The 14042-nt window shown below is 45.2% G+C and carries 9 protein-coding genes and 1 riboswitch; of the genes, 3 read left to right on the top strand and 6 right to left on the bottom strand.

What is annotated here, in order from left to right; translation table 11 throughout:
• The first annotated feature begins 35 nt into the window (after nucleotides 1-35).
• A complete protein-coding gene (locus tag NLX67_RS07115) occupies nucleotides 36-2117 on the top strand; it encodes an MMPL family transporter (protein WP_254310889.1) in 2082 nt (693 codons plus the stop codon).
• 1026 nt (nucleotides 2118-3143) lie between these two features.
• On the opposite strand, the gene metH is transcribed toward NLX67_RS07115, so the two are convergent.
• From metH to NLX67_RS07085, 6 genes are all read right to left on the bottom strand, one after another.
• Nucleotides 3144-6587 (bottom strand): methionine synthase, encoded by a 3444-nt coding sequence (metH, locus tag NLX67_RS07110; RefSeq protein WP_254310887.1) that lies wholly within the window; start codon nucleotides 6585-6587, stop codon nucleotides 3144-3146.
• On the bottom strand, nucleotides 6568-8427 hold the full coding sequence (locus NLX67_RS07105; protein ID WP_254310885.1) for a bifunctional homocysteine S-methyltransferase/methylenetetrahydrofolate reductase: 1860 nt from the start codon (nucleotides 8425-8427) through the stop codon (nucleotides 6568-6570). Before NLX67_RS07105 ends, metH begins: the two co-directional genes overlap by 20 nt.
• A gap of 85 nt (nucleotides 8428-8512) precedes the next feature.
• Nucleotides 8513-8617: riboswitch (SAM riboswitch) on the bottom strand.
• Between the two features lie 88 nt (nucleotides 8618-8705).
• The gene (locus NLX67_RS07100; protein WP_254310883.1) at nucleotides 8706-9341 is read right to left on the bottom strand and encodes an SdpI family protein; all 636 of its coding nucleotides are present in this window, start codon (nucleotides 9339-9341) and stop codon (nucleotides 8706-8708) included.
• Nucleotides 9338-9613, bottom strand: coding sequence for an autorepressor SdpR family transcription factor (locus NLX67_RS07095; protein ID WP_254310881.1), 276 nt, complete (start codon nucleotides 9611-9613; stop codon nucleotides 9338-9340). The genes NLX67_RS07100 and NLX67_RS07095 overlap by 4 nt, the downstream gene beginning before the upstream one ends.
• Nucleotides 9614-9793: 180 nt before the next feature.
• Nucleotides 9794-10801 (bottom strand): rod-share determining protein MreBH, encoded by a 1008-nt coding sequence (mreBH, locus tag NLX67_RS07090; RefSeq protein ID WP_046181108.1) that lies wholly within the window; start codon nucleotides 10799-10801, stop codon nucleotides 9794-9796.
• A gap of 193 nt (nucleotides 10802-10994) precedes the next feature.
• Nucleotides 10995-11498, bottom strand: coding sequence for an acyl-CoA thioesterase (locus tag NLX67_RS07085; protein WP_046181107.1), 504 nt, complete (start codon nucleotides 11496-11498; stop codon nucleotides 10995-10997).
• A gap of 154 nt (nucleotides 11499-11652) precedes the next feature.
• Here NLX67_RS07085 and argF point away from each other — a divergent pair, with 154 nt between their 5' ends.
• Both argF and NLX67_RS07075 read left to right on the top strand, forming a co-directional pair.
• Nucleotides 11653-12606, top strand: coding sequence for an ornithine carbamoyltransferase (gene argF, locus NLX67_RS07080; RefSeq protein WP_254310879.1), 954 nt, complete (start codon nucleotides 11653-11655; stop codon nucleotides 12604-12606).
• 249 nt (nucleotides 12607-12855) lie between these two features.
• A complete protein-coding gene (locus tag NLX67_RS07075; RefSeq protein ID WP_046181106.1) occupies nucleotides 12856-13716 on the top strand; it encodes a LysR family transcriptional regulator in 861 nt (286 codons plus the stop codon).
• The last annotated feature ends 326 nt before the right edge of the window (nucleotides 13717-14042 follow it).

The following is a 14042-nucleotide window of genomic DNA, read 5'->3' as shown; positions in this document are numbered from 1 at the left end:
TGAGGTTATAACGTAAGGTTTAGGAGGAAATTATAATGAAAAAAGCGCTCTGGCCATTAACGGATTGGGTCGCAACGAAAAAAGGAATGTGGACGGTGCTGGCTGCCTGGCTGGCCGCTATTGTGCTCCTGAGTTTGTTTGCACCGGCAGCGAGGGATTATGGAGCAAATGCATTCCAGCCGCTTCCGGATGATGCTGCGTCCATTGAGGCTTCGAAAAAAGTAGAGGAATATTTTCCGAATGATGGCGGTACATCTGCAATTATTGTTTTTAATAATAAAAATGGCGAGGTGAATACAGATGATATTTCCAAAGCACTGGCCGCCATTGAAGAAGAAGTAGATGGACTAACGAGCATTGCGCCATTCGCTCAGCTGCCGCCGCCTGCACAAGCCGAATTTTTAGCGAAAGATGAATCTGCCGCAGCTATTCCGGTTGTGTTTCAAGCGGGGTTTGATAGTGAAGAGTTTGAGCCGCTTATTGAAAAAATGACAGATATTGCGGTTCAGGAAGCCGGCGGCGATGTATATGTGACCGGACCAGCCGGCATTGCCACCGATACGACAGCCTTGTTTTCAAGAGCGGATATTGTGTTGCTTTTATCGACGGTCGGACTTATTTTAGTATTGCTTATTGTTATTTACCGCTCACCGCTGTTAGCGTTTATTCCACTCCTTGCTTCAGGACTTGTGTACGCGTTGACAGATCGGATTTTGGGTCTTTACGGTGCAGCCGGACTTGAAATGAGCAGCCAGGCATTGTCGATCATGACGATACTGCTATTTGCGGCTGTTACAGACTATTCCCTTTTCGTGCTGGCACGTTTCCGTGAAGAGCTGAAGCAGCATGAAAGCAAATTCAATGCGATGAAATATGCGATGCGCGAAACAGGGGAACCGGTCTTTTTCTCCGGCGGTACTGTTCTTGCAGCAATGCTTGTGCTGTTTTTTGCGGCCATCCGTGATTATCAGAATTTCGCACCGCTTTTTGCGACGGTTATGGCTGTTATTATGATGGCATCTGTCACATTGGTCCCGGCGTTATTTACGTTATTTGGACGCAAATCGTTTTGGCCAAAAGTGCCGAAAGTTGGAGCGGAAAACAAAATAGAAAAAGGTCTTTGGAGCCGTGTGGCGCGTTTTGTAATAAATAAACCCGCTCTTTCTGGCGGCATTGTCCTTGTCTTTTTAATTGTTTCTTCCCTAAATGTCTTTAATCTTAAATACGAGTTTGACACACTCAAATCGTTTCCGGCTGACATGCCGTCACTCGTCGGCTACAACATTATCGATGAAAAATTTTCAGCCGGTGATTTATCACCGACGACTGTTTTATACGAAGGGGAAGGTGATCCTGCTGCGGTGGCGGAGGAGCTTGGAAATCAGGAAGGAATCCTTTCAGCTGTGTCAGCGGCTTCCACAGCGGCAGGCAACGCTCATGAGCTGACGATAGCATTTGAAACGAGCCCTTATGATGAAACTTCGCTTGATATATTGGCTGATTTACGTTCGAATGAATCGGATATTCTGAAGGCTGCGGGTGCAGCCGGTGAATTGTACTTTGCGGGAGAAACAGCAGAAAAGCTCGATGATCGTGAACTGAATGAGCGGGACTTAACGCTTATCGTGATCATTGAAATTGTCTTGTTGTTTGTTATGCTTATTGTTTTGACTCGGTCTTGGAAAATGCCGCTTTATATGGTTGGAACCATTGTGCTGTCGTTTCTATCCGCGCTTGGTCTTGGCTTATTCTTAATAGATACATTGTTTGGTATTGATGCGGTCAGTACAAGAATTCCGTTATATTCGTTTGTCTTCCTCGTTGCGCTTGGTATTGATTACAACATTATTCTTGTCTCGCGTTATATGGAGGAAAGAGAAAAACACCCGCTTAAAAAAGCAGTTGAAATTGCAGTCGCTAAAACAGGCGGGGTCATTTCATCAGCAGGGATTATATTGGCGGCTACATTTGCGGTACTAATGACGCAGCCGATTGAAGTGCTGTTTGTGTTTGGTTTTATCGTCGCCGTCGGAATTCTCATTGATACATTTTTCGTGCGGGGTCTTCTGCTGCCTTCATTGATTCTATTTTTTGAGAAAAAGAAATATATAAGTTGAATTAAACTTCTTGCTTTCTGCGCTTCCTATTATGAAAGGATATCTTTTTAAAAGCAGCGTAATGGGCTGCAGGCTGGCGGCTGCGCTAACAACAGGGGTGAACGCTGAATCAGTCACCGCTTTGCGCTGCCCGTTTCAGCCTGTCCGCTCGTCTCGCGGAAGTCTCCGCTGCCATAGGCGTAAACTTAAGAAAAAAAGATAAAACCAGTTTCTTTTCCTCCTGAATGTGATAAAACAAACTATCACGAGGAGGTATTTTTATGAAAAAAAATAATCCTGCTGTCCTGATGGAAGAATTATTTCAGGAGTTGTCTCCCAAAAGTTCTTGAGGAGTTAGCGCACGAAACAGAGTTCATCAAGCGGAAAAGACTTTTTACGCCGGAACACCTTCTCATGCCCAAGCCTTCAGGAAAGGAAGGCGGGCATGGAAGAGGGCGGTCAAAAACTTCACTATTTGCCTGAACAAATGTGGAAAGACGTCTAAAAAAGCCAGAAACATAGCCTGGACCTGATAAAAAGGAAAAAATTTCAATACCCCTTTTTCGGAAGTCTTATTTTTTATGACCCCTTCACACGATAAAAAACAGCCTCCAAAAATACCGGGGCCAAAAATATTTCTCAGAAGAGGGCGTGCACCCTCCTTAAGTTTACGCCTATGGTCTCCGCGCTGCCAGCCCTCCGCCCGTTGGTTTTTAGTAAATCAGCGAGTATGGATAGACACATATGATCCATTCTTTTCGATAAGAGAAGAAAAGACCAAATTGTTGTTGATCCTTCCTGTTTTTCCTCCCCACAAAGGCGGCAGGCGCAGGACGGAGACTGCCCCATGGAAAGCGCAGCCCTGTGTCTGCCGCCCTTCCATTACTTAGGATAAGCGCTGTTCTTGAACGCTTTTTCTGAACGGTGGTGTGTAAAATCATTTGTTCAACTTATATAGATTGTTTTTTAGTTGATTGCGAAAGTTTGCAGTTGGCCACGAAACAAAAAAGCAGCCCTGCGTACCATACGCAGCGGCTGCTTTTTTTATTAATTTACGTTAAAGTATCGTGCATCCGGGTGAGCAAAAACGATGGCGGAAACAGACGCTTCCGGTTCCATCATAAAGCCCTCTGTTAAGTTGACACCGATTTCCTCCGGTTTAATAAGGCCAAATAGTTTTTCCTGGTCTTCAAGGTTTGGACAGGCCGGGTAGCCGAATGAAAAGCGCTGCCCCTGGTATTTGGCTGCGAATCGTTCACGCATTGTAAAGTCAATCGGATCGGGAATACCCCACTGGTCGCGCATTTCCTGGTGAATCCGTTCAGCAAAGCCTTCTGCAAGCTCAAGCGCTGTCGACTGAAGCGCATGGCTATCAAGGAATTTCCCTTCTTCACGCAGCTTCATCGCTGCATTACGAACACCAAATCCGGCTGTGACAACGAAAAATCCGACGTAATCCATTTCGCCGCTTTCAACAGATTTCACATAATCCGCCAAACAGAGGAAAGGCTCTTTCGTCTGGCGCGGGAAGGTAAATCGTTCAATTTCTGTTTTCGCATCAGACGGATCGTAAATAATGACATCGTTGCCTTGTGACTGTGCCGGGAAAAATTGATAGACAGCCGCTGTTTTTAACTCGCCGTCATTTAAAAAGCCGGTAACTGTGTCGTGAAGCTGAATCGCTTTGTCATTTTGTTCTTCAATCAGCTTTTTCACATTGCCTTTCATGCCAAGGTGATGGCCGATCAGTGTCTGCATATTCACGTACGGCTTCAAGTGGGAAATTGAATAATCTTTCAACAAGCGGCGGCGCTGGTCACGCGGCACAAAAACCGGTACATCTTCCCGAACGGTTTTGACCGGCTTCGGTGCGGTCGCAATTGCTTGTTCTTTCCGCTCCTCACGGTATGCTTCCACTTCTTTTCGTTTTTCTTTTTTATCTTCAAGCTCCTGTAAAAGTGCCACTTTTTGCTCCGCATTTTGCAGGCGGTTGGCGATATCGAGGCCGTCCATCGCATCTTTAGCGTATAAAACAGGACCCGTATATTCCGGGGAAATTTTTGTTTCAGTAAACCGGCGAGACAGCGCCGCGCCGCCGACTAAAATTGGGACATTGATATCCGCTGACTTAAAGTCCTGCGCAGTAATAACCATCTGCTGAGCTGACTTAACGAGCAGTCCGGATAAGCCGACCATGTCTGGTTTTTCTTTCCGGATGGCCTCTATTAACGCCTGTGGTGTGACTTTAATACCGACATCAACCACTTTAAAGCCATTGTTGCTTAAAATAATGTCAACCAGGTTTTTGCCGATGTCATGCACATCGCCTTTTACAGTCGCCAACACTATTTTTCCTTTGCCGTTGTCATCTTCTTTTTTCTCCATGAACTGCTCAAGGTAGGAAACAGACGCTTTCATGACTTCCGCACTTTGCAGCACTTCTGCCACGATCAGCTGGTTGTCATTAAACAAACGGCCGACTTCTGCCATTCCTTTCATGAGAGGCCCATTAATAATATCAAGCGGTTCATCATACATGCCGCGCGCCGCTTCAAGATCCGGAAGAAGGCCTTCTTTCGTTCCTTCAACCACATAGTAACTTAAACGCTCCGGTACCGTTTTTGGAATATCTTCTTCTTTTTTCTCTTTTTTCTTGCCGCGGTAAAAGTCAGTGAAAACAGCCAGTGTTTCGTCTGTCGTTGTAAACAGCAGTTCATCCGCAAGCTTGATTTCTTCTTTCGGAATCGACGCGTAGCGTTCAAGTTTCTCCGTGTTGACGATCGCATAATCGAGTCCTGCTTGTGTACAGTGGTACAAATACACCGCATTCAGCACTTCACGCCCGACAGGAGGGAGGCCGAATGACACGTTGCTCACGCCAAGAACAGTTAAGCATCTCGGCAGTTTTTCTTTAATAAGCCGGATGCCTTCAATCGTTTCAACCGCAGAACCTATATACTGCTCATCGCCGGTTCCAACAGGGAAGACAAGTGGATCAAAAATAATATCCTCTGGTGCAAGCCCCCATTTTTCCACAAGCAAGTCATGTGAACGGATGGCGATTTCAAGTTTTCGCTCTCTTGTAACGGCCATGCCGACTTCATCAATCGTTCCAACGACGACAGCTGCCCCGTATTGCTTTACAAGCGGCATGACTGCATCAAAGCGCTCTTCGCCGTCTTCTAAGTTAATCGAATTAATAATGGCTTTCCCTTGTGAGTATTTTAGTGCTTCTTCAATGACTTTTTCATCGGTGGAGTCAATGACGAGCGGTACTTTTACTTTTTTGACGACTTCTTGCATAAATTGTTTCATGTCGTCCAGTTCTTCACGATCCGGGTTGGCGAGACAAATATCGATAACGTGTGCGCCGCCTTTTACTTGCGCCCGGGCAACTTCTGCTGCTTCTTCAAATTTGCCTTCAATGATCAGCCGCTTGAATTTGCGTGAGCCGATAACGTTTGTCCGCTCTCCAATGAAAAGAGGGCGCATAGAATCGTCATATAAAAGCGGTTCTATGCCGGAAACAGCGTGTCCGTGCGGCTGCTCAGGCGATGTGCGCGGTTTTTTTTCTTTGACCGCTTCACGCATGACACGAATGTGTTCAGGTGTTGTACCGCAGCAGCCGCCGACGATATTCAGCCAGCCTTTATCGGCAAATGCTGACAATTTTTGCGCAAGCGAGTCCGGTGATTCATGATAATTGCCTTCTTCATCCGGAAGACCGGCATTCGGATAACAGCTGACATAGCTTGTTGCAAGGTCTGACAGGGAGCGGATATGATCCGTCATAAATTCCGGACCGGTCGCACAGTTTAGGCCGACTGAAAGAGGCTTAATGTGTTCAATGGAAATGTAAAACGCCTCAATGTTTTGTCCGGCAAGTGTCGTGCCCATCGGTTCGATCGTACCCGAAATCATAACAGGAAGCTCAACACCAGCTGCATCAAAAGCGCGGCGGATCCCAAGCGTTCCGGCTTTGACGTTCAGCATATCCTGACTTGTTTCCATCAAAATTAAATCCGATCCGCCTTCAATTAACGCTTTTGCCTGAAGCTCAAAATTGTCAACGAGTGCATCGAATGTGATGCCGCCTGTGACAGACAATGTTTTCGTCGTCGGGCCAATGGCGCCTGCTACAAAACGAGGCCAGTCAGGCGTGGAAAATTCATCGACGACTTTACGGGCGATCTGTACAGCGCGCAAATTGATTTCATACGCTTTATCGCCTAAGTCGTACTCGTCCAGCACGACGGGTGTTCCGCCAAACGTATTGGTCGCGATAATGTCAGCGCCCGCTTCTAAATATTCGCGGTGAATGCGTTCGATCACATCCGGTCTTGTAAGCACAAGGTTTTCGTTACAGCCGTCATATTCTTCGCCGCCGAAATCATCCGGCGATAAATCCGCATTTTGAAGCATTGTTCCCATTGCACCATCAATGAGAAGAATTCGCTTTTTCAGTTCTTGTTCAATTTGATATGTGGTCATGCATAGCCCCGCTTTCTTTCTTTGCATCAAGTTCTTTTATATAATGAATCAATTCAACCGACATGTCGTAACGTAAAAACGGTGTAATAAGATACAAACCATTAAACAGTCCGGCCGCCGTATCAATCAGCTCTTTCGCAATTTTCACGCCTTCTTTTGCGGACGCTTCTTTATCTTCGCCGCATGCGCGCATTCTTTCAAGTGTTTCGTCTGACAGCTTAATACCTGGCACTTCATGATGCAAAAACTCAGCATTTCGCATGTTCGTCAGCGGCATGATGCCAATAAAGACCGGAGTGGGTAAATGCTTGGTCGCTTCATGGACTTCAATAATTTTTTCTTTTGTAAACACAGGCTGGGTAATAAAGTAATCCGCGCCGCATTCGATTTTTTTCTCCAGCCGCTTTACGGCGCGGTCGAGCACGCGTACATTCGGATTAAACGCGGCTGCAACCGAAAACTTTGCTTTCTTTTTCAGCGGCTTGCCGGAGAAGGAAATGCCTTCATTTAATTGCTTAATAAGCTGAATCAGTTCAAGGCTTGATACATCGTACACACTTGTCGCACCAGGGAAATCGCCTACTTTCGTCGGGTCGCCAGTAATGGCAAGCACGTCATGCAGGCCAAGAGCGTCAAGCCCCATCAAGTGGGATTGCAGCCCGATTAAGTTACGGTCACGGCACGTAATATGAACGAGCGATCGAACGTCATGTTTCATTTTTAATGTCGCACCCATTGCCATGTTGCTGACACGTGGGGAAGCGAGCGAATTATCGGCCATCGTCACGGCATCGACACCGGTCGCATATAACGCATTCGCGCCTTCAATAAACTTATCGGTCATTAATGTTTTCGGCGTATCGAGCTCTACGATCACCGTCCGTTCAGTTTTCGCTTTCTCACAAATGGACACGTCCGTTGCAGGCGCCGCTTCTTGAATAACAATCGGCTTTTTCGTTTTTACTTTTTTCTCCATTAAAGGAGGGAGGCCGGCGAGACGTTTTTTGGCTGCTTCAATATGCTTCGGCGTCGTACCGCAGCAGCCGCCGATGAGCCGTACACCTTCATTACGGAGAAGAACGGCCGCCCGTCCAAAATAATCGGCTTCCGATTCATACACGATCCGTCCGTCTTCTACATCAAGCAGGCTCGCATTCGGGTAAGCGGATAAAAAGGATTTGTTTGGCAGTGTCACGTCTTCAAACGCTTGAATTGTATGATAAGGACCTAAGCGGCAGTTGACACCAACAACGTCTGCGCCGATTCCTTCCAATTGCTGAAGCGCGTCGTTTAATGACAGCCCATTTTGCAAAACGCCCGGTTCGTGCATCGACACTTGTGCAATGATCGGCACATCGCTCATTTGACGAAGCAGCTTCACGGATGCGGACAGCTCTTCAAAATCATAATACGTTTCAAGCAAAAGTCCGTCCGGATCACCAGCTAATAAACTTTCTGCCTGCTCGCGTACGGAAGCGAGAATTTCATCATTTGTCGCCGTGCTTTTACGAATGCCGCGGATGCCTCCGATTGTGCCAAGAACAAACTGGCCGCCTGGTGCCGCTGCTTTTTTCGCAATGTTCACAGCTGCTTCGTTTAATTCGCGCACCCGGTTTTCAATGCCATAGCGCGCCAGCTTTAATGTATTGGCACCGTATGTATTCGTTTGAATAACATCCGCGCCGGCTTTAATATAATCTTGATGAATTTTTTCGATAATTTCCGGTTTTTCTGTATTCAGTTCCTCATAGCAAAAATCAATTCCATATGAATATAAAAGCGTGCCCATCGCTCCGTCCGCGGTCAGCACGTCTGTTTTTAACTTATCGAGCAGTGTCATGGCGCAGCATCCTCTCCGTAGTAAAATAAAAAAAGCCTTCCTGAGGGCAAGAAGGCTTTTTCAACATGTATGTGTTGTCCGTTCCTTCTCATCTTCCAGACTGCAGCAGTCTGCTGGATTTAGCACCTGACCGTCCGGCTGGTTGCTGAAGCGTCATAGGGCCAGTACCCTCGGCTTCTCTCGATAAGAATTAGGTTATAAAATTGCATGAATAATTAAAATTATCATATCGTTTCAAGAACGCTCAGTCAAGAAGAATTTTCACTGTAGGATTATATTTAACGATGCATTTTTTTGAATAAAAGGTATGACTGGATAAAAGGAATCAATGAGATCAGAATAATGACAACGACCAACGCCGTAATTTTAACAGCGACCGGCAAAAAGGCTGCAACAATCAGCACAAGTCCTCCAATGACAAACAGCAGGCCGCCTGTCCGGTGTGTTTTCGTCCAGACCTGGTCATCTGCAAGTGTCCATGGTGTTCGAATGCCAACTAAGTAACTGGGGCGCACGCGCGGCATGTAATTGCCGATGACAATAAAGAGCGAACCAATTAAAAGAGAAACGGCTACATCCATTTGCACAGCATACCCAAGCCCGTTAACCAGCGTCAGTAAGTGAATGATAAATAAAAGCGTAACCGATGCATTCATAATAATAAGGTAGCTGCTCTTAAATTTTCCGTAATTTTGACGGCGTGGATCGATTTTTGGAGAAGCGATCAAAAGGACGCCGACAAATAGAAGCATGAGCGGTCCGAAAAATGCACCAAACCATTTAGAAGAATAGCCGTCCACTTCTCCAGCAGGACCCCAATGTGTCGCAATTTGATCCGGCAAATAGGGGAGGATGATAAAGCTGATCAAAAAAGCAGCCGAGATGACGAGCCAAAAATAACGATATTCTTTCATTTTTCATTCTCCTTTCCAGATACATTCATCATCCACATCATAATGTCTTGAAAAACGGTTGTGTTCAATGAATAAATAATGTGCTGGCCGCTTCGTTCCGATAAAATAAGTCCTGCTGTCTGAAGTGTACTAAGATGGTGCGAGATACTGGGCTTTTTCATGTTGAACTGCTCGGCAATATCGCCAGCCGTCATGTCTTGTTCTTTTAACAATTCGATTATCGAACGTCTAGTAGGATCAGCAAGCGCTTTGAAAACAAGTGTAGCGGACATCTGCAGCCTCCTTTATTTAGATGTTTATCTAATTATCTAAATTATAATATATCGACGTGAAACATTCAAGGAAAACAATCACTGCTTTTGGTATACTTTTCTTTTATTGAACTTTTTTATCAAGATGTTCCATACGAAAAATAAAGGGGCTGCCTTTTTCATGGCAGCCCCTTTATTTTTTTAAGACGTCACTTTTTGTAATTTTTTCAGTACATGTAATGACCGGCCAGTGCCGATCGCGACAGATTCCAATGGATTTGGTGCTAAGTGAACCGGCACGATGATTTCTTGTGCAAGCCAATCCTGAATGCCGTTTAAAAGTGCTCCGCCGCCGCTGATCACGACGCCGCGGTCAACGATATCGCCGCTCAGCTCCGGTGGCGATGATTCAAGTGTAACGCGGATCGTTTCTAAAATAGCTGACAGCGATTCGCGAAGCGCTGTTTGAATTTCATACGAGCTGACGTTCACGGTTTTTGGCAAGCCGGTCACAAGGTCGCGGCCGCGCACATCCATATGCATCTCATTATGCTCAATGGGTGCATAGCCGATTTCCATTTTGACATTTTCTGCTGTCCGCTCACCAATCAATAAATTGTATTCTTTCCGAATATATTGAATGATGTCTTCATCTAATTTATCACCGGCTAAGCGGATCGAATTGCACGTAACCACTCCGCCGTATGAAATAATAGCCACTTCCGTCGTACCGCCGCCAATGTCAACAATCAGGTTGGCAATCGGTTCCTCTACAGGGAGGTCTGCTCCGATTGCTGCCGCTACAGGCTCTTCAATTAAATGAACCGTTTTGGCTCCGCTTGATTTGATCGCATCTTGAATCGCACGGCGTTCTACACTGGTTGCGCCAGAGGGTGTGCAAACAACGACTGTCGGCTTCCGAATTGTAAATCCGGCTGCTTTTCCGGCTTTTTTCATTAATTCTTTTAACATTTCGGCTGTTACATCAAAGTCGGCGATGACACCGTCTTTCATCGGGCGCACAGCTGCAATCCGTCCCGGCGTTTTTCCGATCATTTCTTTTGCATCTTTACCAACAGCTAGTACTTTTTTTGTATCCATATCAATGGCAACAACAGAAGGCTCATTTAAAATAATGCCTTTATCTTTACAGTAAACGAGCAAATTAGCTGTTCCCAGGTCAATTCCGATTTCAACTTGTCCAAACATATATCCATTCCTCCAAACGGCATTTTCTCGCCTGCGCTCATTATAAGGAAGAAAAAGAATACACGTACATGGGACAAAAAGATGAATTTGCTTTTATTACAGTCATGACAGAAGAAAAAGCCGTCGTTATAGTAAAAGGGGACAAGCTTGTTACGAAAACTTAAATTTTGTTACGGTGAAGGGAGGTCAAAGGTCATATCTTTTTAAAAAATAAAGCTAGTTCTTTACTATGATCTTTTCTGGTTTTTCGATATGCGGCACGTGCGGGAGCGGTGTCAGATAACCATTTTTCTTCTTCTGATTCTGGTACGACGCTTCCTACTTCTACCGGTTGACCGTTTTCATTTAATGCGACAAATGTCAAAAATGAAATGGCGGCCACCTCTTCTGCGCCGGTAATAAGATTTTCAGATATCACCCGAACAAATACTTCCATGCTCGATCGGCCGGTGTGGGTCACCATTGCTTTAAGCGTGACTGTATCGCCGACTTTAATCGGCCGAATAAAATCAACAGAATCAGTAGATGCTGTGACCGTTGGATTACGGGCAAATCGTGTCGCAGAAATAGAGGCGACATCATCAATATGCGCCATTAATTTCCCGCCAAAAAGCGTTCCATAATAGTTTGTATCCGGAGGAAACACTTGAGCAGACTTCACTACAATCGTATCTTGCATTCGCTTCGGTTCTTTCATATATAATCACCTTTTCCTTCCATAAAAAGTATACATGAAGGAAGGAGGCGGATAAAGAATTTCAAATAATTTATTTTAAAAAGGTTGTATTTTAATTCTTTATAGTGTATAAATATAAGTATAAACACGGTGACGACACGTCGGGGTGACTTTTATGATCACGATGGAACAAGTAGTGAAGCTCGATTTAAAAGGGAAAGACTTCCTGAAGCTTCTTGACTTCAGCATTGAAGAAGTGCAGGCACTTGTCGTGCTTGCTGACGATATGAAAAAACAAAAAGAAAAATATTTTGATGCCTTAAAAGGACAGATTCTTGGCATGATTTTCGAAAAAAGCTCAACGAGAACGCGTGTTTCTTTTGAAACAGCTATTCTACAGCTTGGCGGAAACGGTATGTTTTTAAGCTCGGACCAGCTGCAAATAGGCCGTGGTGAAACAATTGAAGACACCGGCAAAGTGTTATCAGGCTATCTGGATGGCATTATGATCCGTACGCACGGACATGATCGGATTGAAACGCTGGCAGAAGCAGCGTCCGTTCCTGTTATTAATGGACTGACGGACTTGTATCATCCATGCCAGGCGCTGGCTGATTTATTGACCGTTTATGAGTACAAAGGCAGTTTTAAGGGCAGCAAAATAGTGTATGTTGGTGATGGTAACAACGTCGCACATTCTCTCATGATCGGTGCGGTCATGATGGGCATGGACTTTGCTCTTGCGGCACCAAAAGGATATGAAGCAGACAGCAGCGTGATCCAAAAGACAAAAGAAATTGCGGCCAAAACAGGTGCTGTCGTGACATTCACGGAAGATCCGAATGAAGCGGTACAAGGAGCAGATTTCATTTATACGGACGTATGGACGAGTATGGGGCAGGAAGAAGAATCAGCTCTTCGTCTGGAGGCATTTGCACCGTATCAAGTCAATGAAGCACTGCTTCAACAAGCAAATGGAAACTGCAAGTTTATGCACTGCCTGCCTGCGCATCGCGGCGAAGAAGTATCTGCTGGCGTGATGGATGGAGAAGCGTCCGTCGTGTTCCAGCAAGCAGAAAACCGCTTGCACGCCCAAAAGGCAGTTTTGTACAGCTTAATGAAAAAATAAAGCATCACCACCTTGTTCAGCTGTTATTGGAGAATAGCTGGACGCAATGAAATACTTACTTTCAGCTGTTATTGGAGAACAGCTGATCCTAAACAAAACAATTCAAAGCATTCAAATGTCATAGGAGGACACTGAATGCTTTTTTGTTTGCTTCTTTTTATACAGCGTTCCCTTTTTCCATTTCGTTCATGCTAAAATAGAAGCAGTTAAAAACAAATAAAAAGCAATCATGTATGATGGTGGGTGGCTATGGAACAAAAATTAAGAGTTTTTTTAACCGTAGTAAAGCATATGAATTTTTCAAGGGCGGCAGAAGAGCTGTTTATTACGCAGCCAGCAGTGAGCCAATACATTAAATCGTTTGAAGAAGAGCTCGGCATTAAACTTATTGACCGGACGAACAAAAAGATCCGTTTGACGAAAGCTGGCAGCCTTGTTGCCTATTACGGCGGGGAGATTTTTACGTTAAACGAAAAAATGAAGCAGGCAGTGGAAGATTTGGCCGGTGAAGTAAAAGGGAAGCTGGCCGTTGGCGCAAGCTACTCGTTTGGTGAATACATTTTGCCACACATTGTGGCGGACTTTCTCGAGAAGTTTCCGTCGGTGGATCCTCATATTACGATCGGCAACACACAGGAAATCGCCGAAAAGGTCATCCATAATGAAATTGATCTTGGGGTTGTGGAAGGGACTGTCGCCTCGGATAAACTGATCGCTGAGAAAATTGCTTCGGATAAAATGTATGTCATTAAAGGAAAAAAAGAAAATACAGAGAAGCGTGTTCATTTAAATGAAGAAACATGGATTGTAAGAGAGCAAGGATCCGGTACGAGGGAAGCATTTGATTGGTTCGCGGCGAAAAACAGCATTCGTCCGGCGAAAATTCTTGAATTCGGCAGCACACAGATTATTAAAGAAGCAGTAGAAGCGGGGCTTGGTGTCGCTCTTTTATCCGAATGGACGATCCGCAATGAATTGGAGCTCGAAAAATTGAAGATTGTCGGTGGCGGAAGTCTTTATTACGAACGAAATTTTTATGCGATTATTCCAGATGCGCCGTTTATGACGAAAACAGCTGAAACGTTTTTGCATTATTTAAGAAGGGACTAGCAGACGCTGGTCTTTTTTTGTATGGAATTGTTGTGGTTCGCTGTTTTTGACGGGAGCCGAAAAGGCGGTGGGCAAAACAGCATCGTCTGGCAGATACATATTCTTTCGCAGCAGCAGGGGTGAAAGAATTCGCAGAAATGTCCCTGACGATTGTTAAATAAATGCAGTATATAAAGACTCGCTCTCACTTGCTGCTTTTCCAAAACCACTTGGTGAAGCCTGCCAGACGAAGACTCCTGCGGGAAGTACAGTGAATCGGCAGATCCCGCAGGCGCAGACGATGAAGCTGCCGCACTGCCCGCGGAAAGCGAAGTCCGGCCGGCTTC

Origin of the sequence: Domibacillus sp. A3M-37, from assembly GCF_024213455.1 — a bacterium.
Classification (GTDB): Bacteria; Bacillota; Bacilli; order Bacillales; family Domibacillaceae; genus Domibacillus; species Domibacillus tundrae.
The sequence above is the reverse complement of the archived record's forward strand: the minus strand, read 5'-3'. Positions and strand labels throughout refer to the sequence as shown.